This is a genomic window from Synechococcus sp. A15-28 (assembly GCF_014280175.1).
Taxonomy (GTDB): domain Bacteria; phylum Cyanobacteriota; class Cyanobacteriia; order PCC-6307; family Cyanobiaceae; genus Parasynechococcus.
Genome location: NZ_CP047931.1, coordinates 379,674 through 398,665, shown reverse-complemented (window position 1 = coordinate 398,665; position 18,992 = coordinate 379,674). Strand labels below are relative to the sequence as shown.

21 protein-coding genes are annotated in these 18,992 nt (G+C 51.1%); 9 read left to right on the top strand and 12 right to left on the bottom strand.

The genetic code is table 11. The annotated features are described in order from the left end of the window. Window positions 1-175: 175 nt before the first annotated feature. The 5 genes from SynA1528_RS02070 to SynA1528_RS02050 all read right to left on the bottom strand — a co-directional run bounded on the left by SynA1528_RS02070 (window position 176) and on the right by SynA1528_RS02050 (window position 3,440). The gene (locus tag SynA1528_RS02070; protein WP_186587477.1) at window positions 176-595 is read right to left on the bottom strand and encodes a cupin domain-containing protein; all 420 of its coding nucleotides are present in this window, start codon (window positions 593-595) and stop codon (window positions 176-178) included. A gap of 308 nt (window positions 596-903) precedes the next feature. Next, a complete protein-coding gene (locus SynA1528_RS02065; RefSeq protein ID WP_186587476.1) occupies window positions 904-1,317 on the bottom strand; it encodes a hypothetical protein in 414 nt (137 codons plus the stop codon). A gap of 652 nt (window positions 1,318-1,969) precedes the next feature. Next, entirely contained in the window at window positions 1,970-2,287 is a 318-nt protein-coding gene (locus tag SynA1528_RS02060; RefSeq protein ID WP_186587475.1) for a DUF3303 domain-containing protein, read from the bottom strand. Window positions 2,288-2,790: 503 nt separating this feature from the next. Further along, window positions 2,791-3,180: a putative quinol monooxygenase gene (locus SynA1528_RS02055; protein ID WP_186587474.1), complete on the bottom strand. Its 390-nt coding sequence runs from the start codon at window positions 3,178-3,180 to the stop codon at window positions 2,791-2,793. A 50-nt stretch (window positions 3,181-3,230) separates the two neighbouring features. Beyond that, window positions 3,231-3,440, bottom strand: coding sequence for a DUF1651 domain-containing protein (locus tag SynA1528_RS02050; RefSeq protein WP_353616636.1), 210 nt, complete (start codon window positions 3,438-3,440; stop codon window positions 3,231-3,233). Between the two features lie 198 nt (window positions 3,441-3,638). Between SynA1528_RS02050 and SynA1528_RS02045 the strand changes: the two genes are divergently transcribed. From SynA1528_RS02045 to SynA1528_RS02035, 3 genes are all read left to right on the top strand, one after another. After that, a complete protein-coding gene (locus SynA1528_RS02045) occupies window positions 3,639-3,833 on the top strand; it encodes a hypothetical protein (protein ID WP_186587473.1) in 195 nt (64 codons plus the stop codon). A gap of 554 nt (window positions 3,834-4,387) precedes the next feature. Beyond that, a complete protein-coding gene (locus SynA1528_RS02040; protein ID WP_186587472.1) occupies window positions 4,388-4,591 on the top strand; it encodes a hypothetical protein in 204 nt (67 codons plus the stop codon). 1,618 nt (window positions 4,592-6,209) lie between these two features. After that, entirely contained in the window at window positions 6,210-6,371 is a 162-nt protein-coding gene (locus SynA1528_RS02035) for a hypothetical protein (RefSeq protein WP_173358483.1), read from the top strand. Between the two features lie 1,040 nt (window positions 6,372-7,411). Here SynA1528_RS02035 and SynA1528_RS02030 read toward each other — a convergent pair. Together SynA1528_RS02030 and SynA1528_RS02025 are read right to left on the bottom strand one after the other, a co-directional pair. Then, complete coding sequence (locus SynA1528_RS02030; protein ID WP_186587471.1) at window positions 7,412-7,744, bottom strand: hypothetical protein; 333 nt, start codon at window positions 7,742-7,744, stop codon at window positions 7,412-7,414. Window positions 7,745-7,772: 28 nt separating this feature from the next. Next, window positions 7,773-7,964 (bottom strand): hypothetical protein, encoded by a 192-nt coding sequence (locus SynA1528_RS02025; RefSeq protein WP_286187858.1) that lies wholly within the window; start codon window positions 7,962-7,964, stop codon window positions 7,773-7,775. Window positions 7,965-8,059: 95 nt separating this feature from the next. On the opposite strand from SynA1528_RS02025, the gene SynA1528_RS02020 reads away from it, so the two are divergent. Further along, complete coding sequence (locus tag SynA1528_RS02020; protein ID WP_186587470.1) at window positions 8,060-8,614, top strand: hypothetical protein; 555 nt, start codon at window positions 8,060-8,062, stop codon at window positions 8,612-8,614. Window positions 8,615-9,206: 592 nt separating this feature from the next. Beyond that, a complete protein-coding gene (locus SynA1528_RS02015; RefSeq protein ID WP_186588225.1) occupies window positions 9,207-9,533 on the top strand; it encodes a DUF3303 domain-containing protein in 327 nt (108 codons plus the stop codon). Window positions 9,534-9,734: 201 nt separating this feature from the next. Here the strand turns inward: SynA1528_RS02015 and SynA1528_RS02010 are convergent, their stop codons facing one another. The 5 genes from SynA1528_RS02010 to SynA1528_RS01990 form a co-directional block, all read right to left on the bottom strand. After that, entirely contained in the window at window positions 9,735-9,965 is a 231-nt protein-coding gene (locus SynA1528_RS02010) for a hypothetical protein (protein ID WP_186587469.1), read from the bottom strand. Between the two features lie 442 nt (window positions 9,966-10,407). Further along, window positions 10,408-12,081, bottom strand: a complete 1,674-nt coding sequence (locus tag SynA1528_RS02005; RefSeq protein ID WP_186587468.1) for an AAA family ATPase — start codon at window positions 12,079-12,081, stop codon at window positions 10,408-10,410. Window positions 12,082-12,566: 485 nt separating this feature from the next. Then, entirely contained in the window at window positions 12,567-12,785 is a 219-nt protein-coding gene (locus SynA1528_RS02000) for a hypothetical protein (RefSeq protein ID WP_186587467.1), read from the bottom strand. Continuing rightward, on the bottom strand, window positions 12,775-13,065 hold the full coding sequence (locus SynA1528_RS01995; protein ID WP_186587466.1) for a hypothetical protein: 291 nt from the start codon (window positions 13,063-13,065) through the stop codon (window positions 12,775-12,777). Before SynA1528_RS01995 ends, SynA1528_RS02000 begins: the two co-directional genes overlap by 11 nt. After that, the gene (locus SynA1528_RS01990) at window positions 13,058-13,327 is read right to left on the bottom strand and encodes a helix-turn-helix domain-containing protein (RefSeq protein ID WP_186587465.1); all 270 of its coding nucleotides are present in this window, start codon (window positions 13,325-13,327) and stop codon (window positions 13,058-13,060) included. The genes SynA1528_RS01995 and SynA1528_RS01990 overlap by 8 nt, the downstream gene beginning before the upstream one ends. Window positions 13,328-13,881: 554 nt before the next feature. Here SynA1528_RS01990 and SynA1528_RS01985 point away from each other — a divergent pair. From SynA1528_RS01985 to SynA1528_RS01970, 4 genes are all read left to right on the top strand, one after another. Further along, window positions 13,882-15,165, top strand: a complete 1,284-nt coding sequence (locus SynA1528_RS01985) for a site-specific integrase (protein WP_186587464.1) — start codon at window positions 13,882-13,884, stop codon at window positions 15,163-15,165. 134 nt (window positions 15,166-15,299) lie between these two features. Beyond that, a complete protein-coding gene (locus SynA1528_RS01980) occupies window positions 15,300-15,557 on the top strand; it encodes a hypothetical protein (protein ID WP_186587463.1) in 258 nt (85 codons plus the stop codon). Window positions 15,558-15,936: 379 nt separating this feature from the next. Beyond that, the gene (locus SynA1528_RS01975) at window positions 15,937-17,826 is read left to right on the top strand and encodes a VapE domain-containing protein (protein ID WP_502707716.1); all 1,890 of its coding nucleotides are present in this window, start codon (window positions 15,937-15,939) and stop codon (window positions 17,824-17,826) included. Window positions 17,827-18,497: 671 nt separating this feature from the next. Beyond that, entirely contained in the window at window positions 18,498-18,944 is a 447-nt protein-coding gene (locus tag SynA1528_RS01970) for a hypothetical protein (RefSeq protein WP_186587461.1), read from the top strand. Window positions 18,945-18,992 lie beyond the last annotated feature (48 nt).

The window sequence follows — 18,992 nt, the reverse complement described above, 5'->3', positions numbered from 1 at the left end:
GATGCGTGTCTTAATACTTTGACAGCAAGTGTAGCCGCTAGTCCCCTAGTTATGCAGACCAAGTGACAATCACATCAAGTGACTTCAATTAGATCTTCAGAATTAATAGCAAACATCTCATCCTGTCAATTCTGTAGGAAAAATTTTTGCGAGCCAACAATTACAAAGCAGTCTATCAAGATGCCAGATCAAGATTGGGCAGGTCTTTGGTAGCCGCGAAAGTCACCCACATCACTGCAGTGCCTTTGCCAGTGTTTCCCATTGTGTGAGGAGGAGTTTTGGGACCAAGAACAAAGGACTCATCCGTTCCCCACGATTGACTCGTTCCATCCTCCTTAGTTAAGGTCAATTCCCCCTGTTCGATGTAGCCAAGCAATGGCGTTGCATGAGTGTGAAGGGGAAAAGTTGCACCTTCCTCAAATTCAGCGCGCACCAGACGCATTTCGGCTTGACCGGAGGGATAGTTAAACGTATCTCCCTCAATAGTTGTGGATGAACTGAACATATCAGTAACTGTAATTGGTTCAGCGCTGGCAACAGCTGGAAGCACAAAAACAATTAGGGAAAAGAGCGTTGTGACAATGAAATTTAGCATTTTAAATAAATTTTTTTCACATTAACCTGATGGCCGTCCACTCGATTGTTGCCATCGATACGATGTAAAAATTTTACGATTTATGTAAATTGCTTGCCATGCGTAAGCCCGAAGACGGTTGGCTATCCGCACAACTTTCTATAACCAATAATTCAGAGGTCGCAACAGGTGAAGAAGAGACCATCATTAGGCAGCACGGGAAGCCTCAAGCTTGCTGCCGTACTTCGTTGAGCACGAAACTAAGAGTGATGGCGCAATTACAACTGCAGCCCAAAAAATCAATACATTACGATTGTCCTTATCCATATTTACTTTGAGTTCATACAAACTAACAGCCAACACATTTTTGAACTGTCAGCTAGCTTTTCCCAGTTAATATCACCAAAAAATTCATCCCTTGTTTTATAAGGGTGGTCGTCATCTCCAATACCAAGCACATCGTCTTCCTCAACATCAGAAATCAGATCAATTATTGTCCTTACCAAACCATCTGGAGTTTGAAGTTTATCACAAATAGCTTTCTGCACTTCATGCCAAGGCAGAGTTCGCTCCTCGCCATGTTCAGAAACGACCTCAACTTCATCATCAACGTAAAGGTGATTGGCTAATAAAGTAAATGTGATATAAGTCGCAAAGGCTGCATCTGGAATATTAGTCCAATAGTTTTCACCGCGTTCGACAAAATATTCACAGAGAGCAGCTTGGCTAGAAGGGTGCTTCATTACGCTAGATAACTAGACAAGGATGCTGACATACATTAGCTCGGCAAAAATTATGTGCTGTGAAATCACCACTGACCTGTCCCTTGCGACTACGTAGCTATAGCCACTTCCCTAAATATTGCACTTGTGCTCAACGTCCTTGCTGCAATGATGTTTTGTTCCATGATCTTGCAACAAATTTGCAGCCACCCATTTGTTTAATAAGATGTTTTCGATCTGACTTAAAAGAAGGCCTTTCGATAAAGTTAGCAGCCTGCCTGTGAGATATATCAGTCTTTTCTACAAATGACGTCACCTCGGAGATGTACTCATCAACGGAGTAATAACCTTCTTGGTAAAGGCAGTAATGGATCGCATTATGAGATAAATAAAAATGATATGAACTTAACTGAGCTTTCGCGGATAGACAGGCGACTGAGCTCAACAAAACTGGTAGTAGCAGAGCAGACGTTTCATGCGCTCGACAGCAGTCGAACTGATTCTGCCGCAGAAATATCAGCTCACTCACGCAACCACCGCCAGAACCTTCCCAGCACACCGTCAGGGCGAATGCAATGGGCAGGCATGCTAAGCGCAGGAGGCAAAAAAACACGCCAATGCTGACGGGGCTGGTGAGTGTTTTCTCGGAAGATGGATTGGAGACTGAGGCTCTTTATTCCACAGCCGCAGCGGCTTCTACGCCAGGCCACATGGCAGCAAACTGAGAATCAGAAACGACAGCTTTTACGTCAAACTCTATTCCGTAGCCCTTAATCCAAGGGCCAAGATGAGCCCACACTTTACCGATATCGCTTGCTTCAGCGATTGCCACACCGCTGCCGCTGACTGGTTCACATACTCGGTACTTCAATTCAAATCCGTCGAAGTTGTCGCCAGGTGCTCCTGCATTGATGTAATCGGCAAAACCTGGGCATGACTCCCAGGATCCTTCAACGGTAGGGAAGTTCCAAACGATGAGGTAGTGCTGCAAAGGTCTGTAGAAAAATTTTTCCTAAGGTAGCCATAGCTGAACTTGAGAACAGCAAGTTGTGTGCAATTAAACATGGAACCTGACTGTCAAAAAGAACTGCGCTGGTCTCCCAAGAAAATTCAAAGGCTCACTCACAGGTGCCAAGCCACCATCCTGTCCCTCTCGACTCGTGTGATGAACAGGTCAATCCAATCCAGCAGCATCTAAGTCACGGCAGCTTCTCCTAGGTCTTGAATGCCGCGATACAGTCACCGCTTGAAGGTGTCAGGGTTGTTGGCTTGCAGTTCTGCAATAGGTTCAGCCAGTAGGAACAGGGCAATGCGAGTGTCTTGGGTCATTGGTCAGACGTGACTGCCTGAAGTGTTCCCCGCTGCAGACCTAACGACTAACCCAGCGCCAAAGCCTTCCCAGCACGCCGTCAGGGCAGTCCCGCAGTACGCACCTCTGCTGCATTTCCTTGCAGTGCTGTAAGTCGATTTCATCAGGCAGCGTCTCCAGCCCCCCTAAACCCTGCTGTAACCAAGCTTGGTTTGAAAGAACTTGAGCGGGAGGCCGAACGACTCCATCAGTTGCCGACACTCATCACCAACAGTGCCGTAGACCTCAACGCTGAAGCCATCTCCAAGCTCAGCATGTTTCTGCATGTACTCCTGAACAGGTGGGTTAGAGACGTGGGCGCTAAACGCCTCATCGTTGGCGTAAACCTCAGACCACACAAAAGCCAAGGGATCGTCTGGGTCCTGATCAAAGGTGTGGTGAATCATGCCCGGCTCAGTCGCCTGAACAGCTGCGTCGGTGATGCGGGCAAGCTCCAGATATTGGTCAACACAATCTGGCTTGACGTGCATTCGCGCCAGCAACATGAAGGGTGTGGACTTGTCGAAACTGGCCATTGGCTCTCAGGCGGTGCCTGAGTCTTCCATGGATTTAGGCAGGTGTCTGCTTATCTGACAGGCGGTGAACATCGCCGCCATCCGGTTTTGACCATTATCTCCCAAGCCTCAATGGCCTTGTGTCTAGCCATCCGTCGACGCGTCGCAGGAATCGGGGAATCAGGCGGGCGCCAGTAAAAGGTGCGCAGTGTCACCCACTGACCATCTGCTGTTGGCTCTTCAGGCTTGAACTCAACGACCTTGTGCTGGTCAACATTCACCAGCCATCTGTGGCCACGTGGTCTGTAGGTTTGGGGATTCTTGTTTTTCACACCATTAATTCTGACTTCGAAGAGATAGGAGCCATGGCTGCAAGCACTGCGGAAAACCACACCTGGGTCAGAGAGCCCCGCAAGAGCTGGCAATGGAGTAAGAGCTGCCACTGGTGCGATCAACGCGGTTGACGCGACACTGATGGCATGAAACGACTTGTCCTGATCCTGCCGCTTCTGCTCAGCGCCTGCACCACTCCGGTTGATTACCTGAGATGCGATGCCATGTTCCGCGCTAAGGCTCGTGTAGAGGAGCGCCTCAGAGATGCCGTCTCTGATCCTGCTCCTTCACAGGATCTGTTGAAGGTGACCGCTGATTTGAAGACAGAGGGCTGCTTCTAAGGCTCTCGCCCTACCGCCTCAGCGCAGGATGTTGCCGTGGCGCTGCCGTATCCCCGATGCCGATTGCTGTGAATACTGTCCAGCTCGCGTGACAGCACCGCTTGGTAAATCTGGTTCATGCCAGCAACAGCAGCACCGTATGCACCTAAGGCGGGTATGGGAGCGAGCTGATTTCTAGATCGGTGTTGTCAGCTACGCCAACCTAAGTACGACCAGGGCCATTACAAGGTTGTCGCGATACATCAGCATGGCGAAATCTGACTTCATAGTTGAGACTCCTCATGGTGCCACCATCCAAAGGACAGATGACGGCCATTTCTTGGTATGCGACTGTGAAAACCATTGCCGCTTCACAAGGAGCCTTTATTCTGCAGAGCAAGAGTTAGACGCCTTTGAGACGGGATTTCTCTTCCCTTACTCAACGGCCTTTCGCCAGGCTCGAGAGCTCTAGCCACTCAATCCCAACCTAACTCTTGAATTTATCCAACTTCTGGTAGGACAGATGCAGCAACAACAGCTGTCAGCGCCTAACAGACGACACTCTTGATTCACTGATGAAGTTGACAATTAACGGCAGCACAATAAGCGTACGCTTTAAAAGCGACGCGGTAGTAGCCAAAAGAGTCGCGGCTCACATCAAACGCCGCATAGAAGAAGACGACTGGCTGCCTTTTCAGTCAAAAAAGGAAGCACTGGAATCATGGCAAAAGCTTGGAGGTATCCGTGTTCAGGTGTTGAAGGCTTACTGCCTCATCTGAGTACCGTACAAGTCCACTATCGGCGCTTTGCAAAATATCTCACCACACACAATGCCAAGTAGACAGCTACGCCAACGTAGATCAAGCAGCCAAGCACAATTGCTAGCTGGCTTCCAGTGAAGAACAACCAACGACCCAGCAGCGCAAAAGCTGTTAATACACCGAGCTTTACGAGCTGTGGATACTGCGTGAGCGTGCTAATGTAGTACTTAATATCTTCTTGCATTTAAAAAAACTCCTAGAAATGCAATCAAGATAAGCAGGCTAAATAAACTACCTCCGCCTCCGAATCCAAGAATTGGAATTATAAATGGAAAGCCAAATCTTCCTCTCCTGTAGCTTCTTGTATAACCACCTCCACGCCGTAGCCCTCCTCCATAATTTGGCCTAGAGAATTTTCTAAAACTGCTTCCTCCAATTCGGCCGCCTCTTGCTGCATCTGCTGTAGAGCTGGCCATAGGCAAGGAGACCGCTATCAGCAAAGGAGCAATGAGCAACCCAGGCAAACGTTTTTTGTTGGTGCTCACCTCTCTTAAGTTCGTAGGTCTTGTTAAGAAGTCCTAGCAATGATCGAGTCAGGACTGGCTTGACTCCTGAGGCCTTGAACTCGGGGGAAGAAGCACTTGATTCGCAAAAGATTTTTAGGAGTCCAACGCGGGGCCGTTTCCCCATGGATCGTTGAAACGATCAGAGCTTTGTAGCGAACCCGTTTTGCCGCAGATAGCTGATGCCGCGGTATTTCGGAGAAGGGGTGGCGTCAGGCGCCATGAGGGCAGTCTCAAGACGCAGAACAACTGCCTCTTTTTTTGCAGCGGTCTTGTTAATTGGTGCGAATGCTAAACCGTTCCAATACAAAGAAGTCATCACACAGCTTCTGCAGAGCCCAAGCCCCCGTTCCATGGCTTGGATCGAGCTGCGCCTCGAATAAGTGAGGTGAACGCTTGGTAGCGGTAGCTACATAAGTATGTTGCCTCCGCAACGGCTTGGGCTGCAACTTTTGCCAGGAATTCCTCACCTACCCCAAGTCCATTACGTAATGTAACGAATACTTGTAAAGTAATGGCATGAGTCAAGGCCTGCCCATGTCTATTGATGCCCGATGCCAAGAACAGCGATCAGCCGCTGACCGCATGTTTATGGACTTCAAATACACCCACCCTGGCTCGAAAGAGCAGATACAGGCCTTAGCGACTCTCAGCTTCCTCATTGGCATGTGGGCCGATTTTCTCACTGCTGAGGAAAAGAGAATGGCTCAAGTGTTGGTCCTAGAAGCAGGTCACTCCTAAGGGCTAGGCGTCGACCACTTTGGGCGTTCCATGCAAGGGTCTTAAGTTGCCTCAACGTCGGTATTGGTGCCATTTGTGTCGATAGCCTCGGCAATTGGTGAATGGCATGAAGCTGTGCGATGAGTGCGGCGTGCTAAGTGAGGCCAAAAAGCTTGGGCGGCCAAAGATTTTCTGTAGCAGGAAATGCAACGACAAGGCTTGGCGTCGGTCATCCGAACCGACAGGTCCAGATCAAGGTTTTTAGTTTTCTGCCGTCTCTTACGGAGCTGCGAGAAGACGGACAACAGTCCCGGGGGTAAGAGCCCGGGGATCTTTTCAAAGACACACCCCCTATGGACCAAGCCGAAATCAACAACTGGCAGACCATCGCCGAAAGCATGGAAGCCAAGGGCGACACGGAAAGTTGGTTCTACCTCCGCGCTCGAGCCATTGCCGATGGCAAGCCAGACCCGATGCCCAGCGTCTCAGAACTGATGGGAGACAGTGCTGCGTAACGGCCACAAACACAGTGACGCAGGACAGTTCAACTGATCCGGTGAGACTCGGGCCGTGCGGCTTGTTATCCCCACTGCTGAGATGGGAATGGGTCGCGACGAGACAGCCTTCGCCGCGTCCAAATGGAGTCCTGCAATCTTGAGACTCAGCCAGCTAATGAGATCGGAGTGGGACTGGCACACGGGCCTTTGCTCCTTTGCCGCTGCTCAGCGTCTTCGAAGAGCGCGCACATTCAGCAACGTGTTGATGGCCGCCAACGTAACCAGACAGGTGAGGCAAAAATCCTTGTGATCCATGGGGCATTGAGCAAGCCCCGAACATTGCCATGTCACCGCCGGTAGGAATGGTGCGTAAACCGGCCACGGAAGTGAGATGCAAACTGCGCATCCAGTTGCGGTTGCACAACCATTGCTCGCAACGCGTTCAGCGCACCAACAGCTGAGGCTTGCTGACCATCGCGTTCGGCTTTCGCGGCTAGCCGTTGATATTTCGTCGCTAGCCAACCCACCATCTGCTGAAGCTCAACCGAGTCCAAGGCGTTCGCTAGGTCACTCTGCGCAATTTCTATGTCACGCAGACTCGTTCGCCTGCTGCACCCCCACTTCACAGTCAGCTGAGACGCAGCATCAGTTGGTGGAACACCACTGCTGATCAGCTGTAGAGCCTCGTTACGACGTTGCTGGCGTTGTTGGCGTGTAGTGATTGCCATGGTGTTAAGAAGAGATTTATTGGGTCAGCTACTTAGTGGTGATGACACGGGAGTTTCGTAACCAGTGGTTGCTGCTCCTAGTTTGTAACAACAGCGCCAGTCGTTAGTGAGTAGCTAAAAAAGCTTCATCTTCAGATTACCCATGAATACTTCCCAGATGCTGATCGCATTTCTTGCTTTCGGTGCCTCTGCAAGTTCAATCGTCGCTTGGCGTTTTGCCGCGTCCAGGTTGTGGAGCGACGATCAATGATTCCTGTATCCACAATCGTGCTGACGAAACTACTCAAGCCTCTGAGTGCCCTTGCTGTTTGGCGTGACGGTTTATTCAGATCACGTAAAAGATTGGTGGAGGATCGCAGTTGATTTTGGTGCGGCTTGAAGCATTTGTCTGGTCAGGTGGCTGATGTTACCCGGCGCTTGTAGGGGTGCAAATCGCTGAGGTTGACTGCGCTGCGACGGATTTGAGCCTATCGGTCTTGCTGGCCGGTTTTCACTCCATTCTGACTTGTAACAATAGCTACAATTGCTGACTATTTGTCTTAGACCAAGGACAGCGACAAGGAGGAAAAGATGCTCAACGAACTGCTTCTCACCACCACCCTGTGCGTTGCCATCGTTGGCGCTATGGCTCTCTTCTATGGAGAGCTTGAGCTGCTGCTGCACGACCATTAGTTAGTCAGCTCCTGATCATTCACAACAGCTCTGCACCAGTGAAGGCTTCGATCACTTCTGCTTCCGCAGCAGCATCGAGGTTCATGTCAGCGATGGTGTCTTGAATGATGCCCCTTGTGATGGCGAACCATTCCTTGCGTGATGCTGAGCGTGGCCAGGCGTCTACTTCAAGGACTGGTGCTAGTGAGACGTGATCAAGGATGTTCGGCATCGGTATCGGTATCGGGCGCGTCTCTGAACGACTTGCGTTCTAGATCCACATTTTTGACGGTACTTAGCCATTATAATGTTAGGTATTGCATTCTCATGAAAGAACCTTCACTCAACAATGACGACAATTTCCAGATCTTTCTTCAAGGTCGCAACAAAAAAGCTAAATATTTAGAATATAATCTGTCACTCTTTTCGAAGGGTACGAATAAAATTGAATTAATCAGTTATAGCTTTGATGGTGATACAACAATTCACTTTGCTAAAAACAGAAAAGACGCAAGAAAGGTTCATTCAACACATGATGTTGATTTAATTTTTGATCAAAAGAAGGGTTTTCTCTATAGGAATCGCAATGGAGCTGGCAAAGGGTTTGGAAAGAAAGGTGGCGTAATTGCTCGTCTTAGCAATTTGTCAAATATTGATTCAAGTGACTTCCTATTTTCTAATTCCAGTGATAGAGATTTAGGAGAATCATATCAAGGTTCAGATGAATCTACGTCATCTGATTCTTCTAGTACCAGCTATGGCGATTATAACTATGGATATCGCGGGCAAAGTTATTCTAGATTGTTTGATCCCGAGAATAGCTTTGATTGCGGGCTTGATGCATTGTGGGATATGCAGACTAGTCCCTTCTGCACATTCTAAATAATAAGATCTTGTGGAAGGCGATTCACGATCAGGTCAGCCTGAATAGGAAGCTGACGTTTGGGCACTAAAACGCGTATTTGGGATACATACAGCTTGGCTTTTAAGAGTATTATAAAACAGCCAGTTTTACAGTAAACTGTAGTCACCGCAGCGATGGTCCTAGCTTTCGTTCAGACCCTTAGGTGAGCCTCGATCAGCTTGTCATTCAAAGTGCTGGATAAGCATTCGAAACACCCCATAGGGCGAGAGCTGTGATGCAAGCAAAGACGACAGCAGTTGAAGCTGCCAAATCAGCTTTCTTCGACTTCTGAACAAATTGAAGTAAGCGAGCCATGGTTTTAATGCTTAACCCCCCTGTCATGGCTCAGCAGGTCTGTTTGTTCCATCAATGTGAGTAAGCCCGCATCAATAGTCGGCACATGATGTCGTTGTAGCCGCAGCTGCACAGGCAATTTGAAGCTCACTTCCGTGGGAGCCACTCGCATAAGCCGTTCCGGCGCTGACATTCCATTGTCACGATCTAATCAACTGAACAGTGGCAAAACCTTGGGATGCCTATCAAATGGCTGACTCCTTCTTCGTACTTCCCATGCAGATGTATCTCGCGGATTGCGTTTTTCCTGAGATTGAAGGTCAACTGGCTGCTTACAAATGCTTCTGTGAGCTGTGGGATTCAGGAGAAATAGCGAAGCTAGACAACTTTGATGGCTTTGAAATGTTGTTCCGCGTCCACGCACCTTGCGCAGGCCGAGTAACAATTTTGTTTAAGGCAGAGAGTGATGCTCAGATCTTTGAAGCCTTCGCGCCATGGCGTCCTCAATTCGGCATTGAGATGGACTTCACTCCTGTAATCCGGTGTCAGGATGTGGTCGAACGACAAAAAGCTTTTCGCGAAGATGTCCTGAGCAGTGCGTAGGTAAGGCAGTACTGGAAAGCCGTACGGGAGAACAGTGTGCAGACCAGTCCACCGTGCTATCGCCTTCTAATGACCACTAATTTGATTAGTTTCGCTAATAGATAGTGCTAAGCAATTTAGGCCCAACTTATCTGGCGCTAAATAATGAAGGCGATCTGAAGAAACCTACGCTGTACTACACAAGAAGGACCCGTATTCGTCTTAATTACGTGATCTAACCGTGCTGCTGTCGATATAAATTCCATGCATCTTCTTGTCCATGCAGTCATAGAACTTTTGAGAGAACTCAAGGTCAACGCTCGCGCAGAAGGCATGTGCCCTGTCAGCCACCTGCTCAAACTTCTGCATTGACAGGAAGACTTGCTTGTCGCTGGAAGAGAGCGCAGGTTCTGCCATGAACAGCATTGAGAAGGGCAAGACGAGAAATTTCATGACGTCAGTCTGGCGCGGGATATCCGTAGATTAGTAGCAATGGAAAGCGTACATTGCTGTTTGGCGTGACTGTTTTACATCACCTAAGCCGTTAGAGGAAAATTACACGTTACGTTGATGTGGCTGAAAACTTTTGTTTGGTGAGATGTGGTACGACATCCTCCGAATGAGCAGGCTTAGACCAAAGGAAATAAGGTTTTACCCATGACGATCCACATCACCAATGCCCAATCGCTTGGAAATCTCATCGTTGAAGGTACACACAGGCCGTTTCGTGCTTTGGCCTGCCCTCTAGGAGGTATCTCTCGTAAAGTTGACTTTGTGGAAGTTTTCGCTGAGAAAACTTTCAGCGCACCGGATCTGCCACGGCCACTTGCTGGGAGGCATACGTTGCCGGTGGGCTGAGGCGCATCCCGAAGACGCTGGTGCTTGCTGCACAGGTCTAAGCAGCATTGCGAGATTTGCGATCGCGATACGCACGAACCCTGCAGGTCTCCGAACAGTATTTCTTGGCCGTTCCTTTTTTGTTGGCAGCAAACTCCTTGCCACAGCATTCACAAGTGAGCATCATTTCCTTGTATAAAGAATCACCTTTCATATCCTCTATACCTTCTTTTGTTTTCGTAACCGTTACGTTATCAATAGAAGGTTTGAAAGGTATAGAAGCTGATAATGCAAACAAGGGAAGGACTGCGTCAACTGGCCGATAGAGATTTGCAGGTTTGCCACCGTCAGATCCCAACGCAGGCCGGTTGCCGGCAGGCTCAATTAACTTCTTCCTGTTGAGCGAATCCAGTACTTCTTGCGCCTTTACTCTGCCGTGTGGTGACAGATCAAGGGCATCTGCAAGATGCCGAGCATCCATTCCACAACCAGTGGCGTTGTAGTGATGAGCCATATCTCTAAGCGCAGCATATTGGCGATCTGTCAAAGCCTCTATCAGCTTCTCAAGCGCACTCTGTACTGCAATTTCCTCACCAGTTCCGTGGAGGAGCCAGTCGTGACCGTCCTCAATCTGCTCAATTAGAAGATCCTGTGGTTTGCCACCACGTCCTTCGGTGTTGAGTTTGACGCGGCCATCACGCTTAGCTAACGGGTTTGCATCATCTGCGTTGGCCCAGGTCAAGCTGATCGTTTGTGAAACTGCTGCAGGTAATGCAGTTGTTCCACGAGAGGACATCGAAGCACGACCGCCTGCTGAATTTCGGTTGCTGTGATGAATCACGACCAAGGTCGCACCATATGGCGCAGTCGCTTCCTGCAAATCCATAAGCGGGCCAGCGTATTGCGAATCTGACTCCACAATTCCCAAATTATTCGTACATTTTGCATAGCTATCAACCAGGATAAGCATTCCTGGATACTGCCGACATAGCTCAGTTATCCGGTCAATACCATCCTCATCTAAATGAAGAGGACAACCGGTGTGATACAGCTCTTTGATGCAAGAGTGCATTGCGCCATCGGCATCTAAAAGACCGGCTAAACCCAGACACTCTGCCCAATCTGGCTCTGGTTGATCAGTCCCAACTATCAAGACTGGTGGGCAGGGACCAAAGAGCTTGCGACCAAGAAACTCATCTTCACCTTTGGCAAGCCTGCCAATAACCTGGCTTATCAGACGGCTTTTGCCGACCTTTGGTAATGCAACAACCAAGTTGGTCGTTGATTTGATAAGGATGCCATCCCACAACCAGGGAGCTTGACGTCTTGATAATTTCCCGCCTTGGCCTATTGGCTTTGCACCTGGAGCCAGTCTACGCCTTGCATCCCAAAGCAATCTCTGTAACTCCGCATCCTTAAAGCTCGTTGGGAAGCCGGTCGCTACGTTGCGGAGATGGATGAGCCGGTGTGTCGTTGGGATGCTGGTGTCGGCAACGATTATGTCGGCCTTCTTACTTAATTCCTCAATATATTCTGCAGTGCTAAGAACCAGCGGCTTGGTATTTTTTGCGGATCTATTCGTGACCGTAGTAACGGGCTCATCACGCTTTCTGAGTGCGAGCTTGAGATCTGTCTTGTAGTCATAGCCTGGCTTAAAGCTTGAATCGCGATCCAACTCCTTAAGAACAACTAGTCGTTCCCAGGCATCCTTGTTCTCATCCGGTTTAGACATCAAAAGGCCTCCAGCAATGAAGCTGTTCTTCCAATGTCAGCCGATTCATCTTGGCAATTTCCCTGCAGGCCATTAGCAAAGCAAGGTCTTGCCACTCGGGACTCAGTACCTGATCAAGGACCAACGGAGACGCTGGCTCCTGTTCCCAGTCATCTGGGAATGATGGTCTTTTCAAAGTAGACTTCATGGGAACCTGATTTTTGAGCCACCGCTGGCACGGTGGTTTTTTTATGCCTCGTCCAGAAGCATTGCGGCAAGGCCGTTCTGCATCAGGAGGCGAATTCCTTCTGATTTGCTGCATTCGTTGTCGACGCAAAATTTGTTGACTTCATTGAGCAGTTCATCGCTTAGGTATGTCGCAGCAATGTGCGGATACTTGCAACGCGGCTTGAATTTCATAAGATCCAATTTATCTTATGAGTCCATTTTGAGAGATGAACTAAAAGTGTCAACAATGGGCGAGAATTACCCGCCCATATGATGATTCAATCGTCTTCTCCTATCGCCTTAACAAGCACTGCGCACATCAACGCATCAGCTTCAAATACCACCTTCTGCGCAGCTACACGAACTTCAGCAAGATTGCTGAGTGCTGTTGGATAATCGCAGTCGGAATAAAGAGCTTCAGCGATGTCGATGTTGTCTTCCTGTAGAAGCTCACGCACCGAAGCACGAAGCGGGCGGGTGTAGAGATCAGCGGACATCACTGGCCTCCATGTCTTCTCTGATTTCAGATTCAAGTGCGTTGTAAAAATCCAGATCGAATGTTCTGTCTGGATCGCAGTTGTGAGCCATTGAGTCCCAGTGGCCGCCACGCAGGTGGCAGTGAAGCGTGTTGTCTCTGCTGATTTGGAGATGAAGTACCACCCAGCACTTCCGATCCTTCCTCGGAATCAAAACGGAGATGACATCACCTTTGACCTTGTGACTGGTGCCATCCGGCAACTCGATCACATCAAGCTCGGACATGAGTTGTTCAGGCATGGGCTCTGCTCCCACGGCTGTAGGTCTCAACCGCCTCAGCAGGCATCAAACGGAAATCGGTGAACGCCTGGCTCGCACTGTGGACATGCCACTGAAGGGTGCTGCTGGTACTGAGGCCAACCCATCGGTAGTCGCGGCCTTCCTTGAAAAGCGGGATCCGATGACGCCGGAGCTTTCGCAGCGTTTGTGGATGAATGCCAAGAGCGTCAGCGCACTCCTGGGTGGAGACCCATTGGGTCACGGCAGCGTTGGTTGCGGTCACAGCATCTCTGTGCTGAGCGAGCTTCAGGTCAGGCCGTCCGCTAAGCCATCCCTTCGTCTTCGCCGTCCTGTAGCTGTTTCCGCTTGCGGCTTGCTGCTTTACTCCACCGATTGCGACCTGTCAGAAACACTTGCCCAACCAAGCCGAGAGAACCGCTGACAGGGCTACCTCTCATTTGACTAACGCAGGGTCGTTGGGACCTGGTCTGCGCTGCTTTCAAGATCGGACGGCTCCGACCTCGCACTAAGAACTTAGGGGTCTCATCAGCGCCTGTCGACTGCACAGAGCCGCTCCGAGCGATTTATCCCGAGATTTATCCCGAAGCTGATTTATCCCGAAAACCAGGTTTGCCGAGATCGCCTGCAGTGAAATGGTTAAGGGCCCTTCCAGGCCCCATGAGTCATTTGGGTGATAGGCATGACTCGCCTGATTACGACAACATTGGTTTCAGGGCTTCTCGGAGAAAAGCCAGTCACAGCCTAATCCCGTAGGCAACCCTTGACGACCGTCGACAACCAAACAAGACTTGTTTGTCGGAAATTTGTCGGAAGAGCGTGCCGCGTCGCAATCTCAGCGAGATGCCCGTGTGGGAGATGCGGCTGGTGTCGATCAGCAGCAAGTGGCCCGGCTGGAGCATCACCAACGACAAGGGATACGTCTGCATCCGATACCGGGTAGCCGGCCAAGCGCGGGAGCAGGTGAACCTCCCCAAGCTCCGTTATCGGGAGGAGGACGAGGAGGCGGCGATCAACTGGTCACGCCGGCTCTACAAGGTCTGGAGCGCAGCCGAAGGGCAGCGGACGCTGAAGGAATGCCTGGCGGAGGTGAAGGGCAGCAGCGACGTTCCCCCCGAAAGGGGGGATGAGGTCACCTGGGCCGGCATTGCCGCGGCCATGAAGGAATCGAAAATTGAGTTCGGCAAGCAGATCAAGCCGCAGACCTGGAAAACCAACTGGGAGCCGATCCTCAATGAAGCGGTGAGGGTGCTGGGCCGGCGCAATAAACCTGCCGATGGCTACGAGCTGCTCAAGGCCGTGCTGAAGAACTGGGCCCATGCCCCAACAGTCCAGAAGGAATGTGGCCGGTATCTGGCCCGGTTCATGGAGTTCGCGGTCCGCCGATACAAGGTCCCGCGCTCCTGGCTCATCACCCAGGCCGACCGTGACGAGCTGTGCCCCAAGCGGACAAGGAAACGGAAGAAGGCCGTGCTGGAGGACGCCGAGATCCTGGACTTCATCGATCTGGTGCAACAGGAGAACCCGGCCTGGGCAAACCTGTTCCGACTGCTGGCGCAATACGGATTACGTCCAGTCGAGATCCAGCACCTAACAGTGGAGCCGGACCCGACGAGCAAGACCGGCGAGAGGGTCTTCTATTGCTCCTACGAGAAGGTCGGCGGCCAGGAGGACACCGAGCCGCGGTATCTCCGCCCAATGCACTTCCGGCGATCGGAGCACGACAAGCCGGTGCAGTGGCCGCTGGTGGAAGCGTGGGAGGCGGGGACGTTGAAGCTGCCGGACCTGAAGGAGTTCACCGGTCACGCCTGCAATCGCTACCTCCACAGGAAGCGCAACGGGAAGCCAGCCGGGCCGGTTCAGCAGCGGTGGAAGGAGCTGATCGATAAATACGCCGCGCTCCCGACGAAGGACTGGGTTCGGGTGTATTCGCTGAGAGATGGCTTCGGAGTTCGCTGCTATCGGGAGGGGCTGGAGAAGACGGTGATCGCGGATGCGATGGGGCACTCACTCGCGGTGCATGAGCGCAGCTATCGGCAGATCACAGAGGCGATCAAAGCTCGGGCCTTTGAGTCAGACGCGGAGACGATCCCGTTGCCCTGACACCACATTTGGTGTCATCGGTAGGGAGATTGCCTGACGATCGCGATCAGTGGTGTTAAGTTAACTAGGTGAAGTCGGGAACGCAGCATCACGTCTGCGCCGAGGGATCGAACCGAAAACGTCATCCAAGTTGGATGCAAGGTCCTGATCGGCCCATCCCCACTCGCGTCGAGATGTTGACTCCCAAGGGAGTCGATCGTCGGTACGCCGAGCGGCAAGTCCGCTACTTCACCAAGAAGCGCGCCCGTATGGACGACCCCGACTTCCGCATCGGCACCCTTGAGCAGGGCAACCCCGATCAGAAGCGACGGGACAAGCTGCGGAACTTTTACGCAGCCCTCCAGCGCGAACTTCTGCATCACGAGAACTGGGATGGCACCCCCCGCACCTAAGGGTGCGAGTTATCGCAATGTCGATTGCGTCAACAAGACAGTTCGCTGAAGCGACTGATCTTTGCCCAGAAACCATTCTTCGGATGCGACGGGACCCGAACGGCCCGTTCAAACAGCATCGGGACTGGCAGTACGTCGGACTTGGCACACGCAAGATCCGATGGAACAAAGAGCAGGCAATCCAGAGCCTGTGGAACTACAAACACCAGCCGAGCGAAGAGGTTGAAACCTTCTCGCGTGACTGCTCGCCACGTCGCTGAATCGGAGCACCCCTATGACAGCGACACAACAAACCCCCGCTTGGTGGCGGGAAGAATTCAGGCTGCTTGATGAGTTGCCGTTGCTCCCCTGTGGCTGGGGGGCTGATTGCAAAGCACCGATGGTGACCGATTGGCCGAACCAATGGTTCAGCCTTCAGCAGGTTCTCAACTTCGACGGACTTCGCTGCATCGGAATGAGGTGTGGGCCAGACGCCGGGGGGCTACTGGTTCTGGACTTTGACGGCCCTTCCGCAATTCACGTTGCGGCAGAGCGTTTCGGGCACCTTGCCAACAACAGCAAGACCTGGACGATTGGCCGTGATAACAATCAAAGCCGCTTCAAGGCCGTCTATCGCGTGCCTCAAGAACGGTGGAGTCAGTGCACTGGCAAAACCGTCTTAAAGACTGCCGACGGCGAGCAACTGGAGTTTTTCTTCGGCAGCGGCCAGGTCCTTGTGGCAGGCGAACACGTCAAATCTGGAGGTCATTACTCCTGGTTGACGGGCAATCCCGACACCATCCAGCCAGTGCCGGATGAAGTTTGGGCGATGTACCAGACGGCCATCAGCGAGTGCAGCTCCCCGGCCCCTACCAACTCAAGAAAGACTCATGGCCTACGAGCCGATGGTTGGGAAGACTGCATCCCATGTCCCATCTGCGGGCGGAAGGAACCGGACTGTCGTATCAGCAGCGATGGCCAGGCGATCCTTTGCCACATAGGCAAGCGGTGGGCTCCACCAAAACTGGAGCTACGCGAAAAGATTGAACGGAATGGGAACAGCTGGATTTACTCCGGCGACAAAACCACTGCCGTTGGTGAAGCGGCCTTGTTCCGACTGGATGTGTCGCAACACGAGTTGCGGAAACAGAAAACGGTCAAGGCCGGCGAAGCATTGGCTCGGATGACTGATGAGCTGGGGGAAACCCCAATGCTCAACGTGAGGAGCCAGGGGATTCACTGCAAAGGACGAGAGTTCACTGCAGACGAAGTCGAAAACCTTTATCTGTACCTAAGTCGTGGCGAGTTGAACTGGCCGAAGCGGCTTACAGCAGACACCTTCATCACCCTGGGCGCTGATACTCCGTTTGATCCGGTGCAGATCTACATCGGAAACCTGAAAGCAAAACCGTTGCCAAACGAGCAATGGGAACGCTTGGACCAGTGGCTGTTCAACATCGACGACGCCATCACCGCTCGCTTCATGCAGCGTTTCGCTGTGGCAGCGATTGCCAGGGTGTTTCAGCCAGGCTGCTTAGTCCGGCAGGTGCCAGTTCTCCTGGGAGCCCAGGGCATCGGCAAGACACAACTTGGACGGGCCTTGTTCAGTGATCAGTGGTATGGCGACGGAATTAGCTTTCGCATGGATGTCGACGATGTAACCCTGATGGCGCTCTGCTGGGGGGTCGAGTTTGCCGAATTTGATGGCTTCACTCGCAAAACCAGTGCAGAAAGGCTCAAGGCCTTCATCAGCCGAACAACCGACTTATGTCGGCGAAAGTACGGCAAGGGCACGGAACGAATCCCACGGCGCTCAGTGTTCTGGGGAACAGCAAATCGATCGCCATTGGTTGATCGAACTGGCAGCACACGCTTCTGCTTGATTCCGCTCGGTGAAGAGATGCTCCCCTACGAACGTGTTCGGCTTGGCCGTGATGCGTTCTGGGCCCGGGCCTTGGCTGCCTATCGAGATGGCTTCCAGTGGTTCAGTACTGAATCAGAGCTGGATGAAATCGTTTCCCGTAATGCGGGTTACGACATGCCAGACCCTTGGGAAGAGTTGATCCGAGACATCGTGCTCAGGCGATCTGGTGCTGCATACATCGAGCTCCAGGACGTTTATCGCGAATTGGACATTGGCGCTGAACGCCAGAACGGCCAAAACGCGAAGCGCATTACTGAGCTGATGGCAGACCTGGGATGGCACAAGGCGCGAAGACGCATCGACGGGCAACGGGTCAACGCATTTTTCCCGCCATTGACAAGTGGCCATCCCGTCCAGACCCGCTAACACCACTTGTTCACTCTCTTACATACTCCCTATCTCTTCTCTATTTATTGAAAAGAGGTAGGGACAGTAGGGACAGTAAAAACGTCTAAACCCTTCCAACAATCACACTATGTCTTTTCACCATTGCACTATCCAAGAAATTTCGTCGTACTTAGATGAATTATACAAAGACAGCCCCGAACACACAGATTTAATCCAAAACAAGATCAATGAATTACTCGGGGGATTACTTAAACGCTTTAAATCAGAAAGCAAACCTCAAAACATAGCGTTGGACTATTCTGGCGCAGGGTGCTGGAAGTACAAAAACGCAAACATCTGCGGTGCGTGGGATTGTGAGTATGAAATTTGGATATACAAAGTAGAAATTTTTCAGCCTCATTGCCAATCCTGGGAAGGATTTTATGAGTCGTATCATTGGACATTCGGTAATGCTATTCACCAAATAGATTGGATAACTGACAAAAAAATCTGGACGCTTACAGCCAGTTCATAAAACTCCTCAGGCCAGGATAGCACTGATACTCCTGGCCCTTTCTTCGTAATCAAAATTGCGTCAAGTCAGTAGACGGACTCAAAAAGTATCAGCAGCTACAAATAGTAGCGCTTGAAGCAGCTCAAATATGGCTTGACTCTAATTTGTCTTGAATAAGCGAACCATATGTGAGTCGTTGGTAACCCGGCTGACTCAGGAGTCTTTCAGTGCCAAAGCGACTATCACCAGAATTCGTGGCTTTGATGGAAAAGCACCATCCCAGAGCAACAACTTCTGTTGTGTTGATGCCACAGAAGACCTCTCCGAATTCAGGGGATTGGTCGAGATTAATGGTGCTCAGTATTGCTTCATTGCACAGATCAATTCCGATGATCAGCACCGTGCGCGATTCATTCCTGCCCAGGAAGTACTTGAGGAGCCCTCAGGCACACCACGCAAGACGCAAACGATCATTCAGGAGATGATCCTTGGCCGCAAACGTGGGGTAATGCTGATTCCCGAGCATGAAGACGATGCGGTTGACGTGATTGCCGGTTTGGTTGAACAGGGATTTCAAGATCTAGCCGCACAGTACCGGCATTTCATCATCGGCCAGTTGGAGAAAGCAAAGGGAAAGTCCTGAACCTGTTCTCCCCCTCACAAACTCACACAACATATAGCCTCGACAACA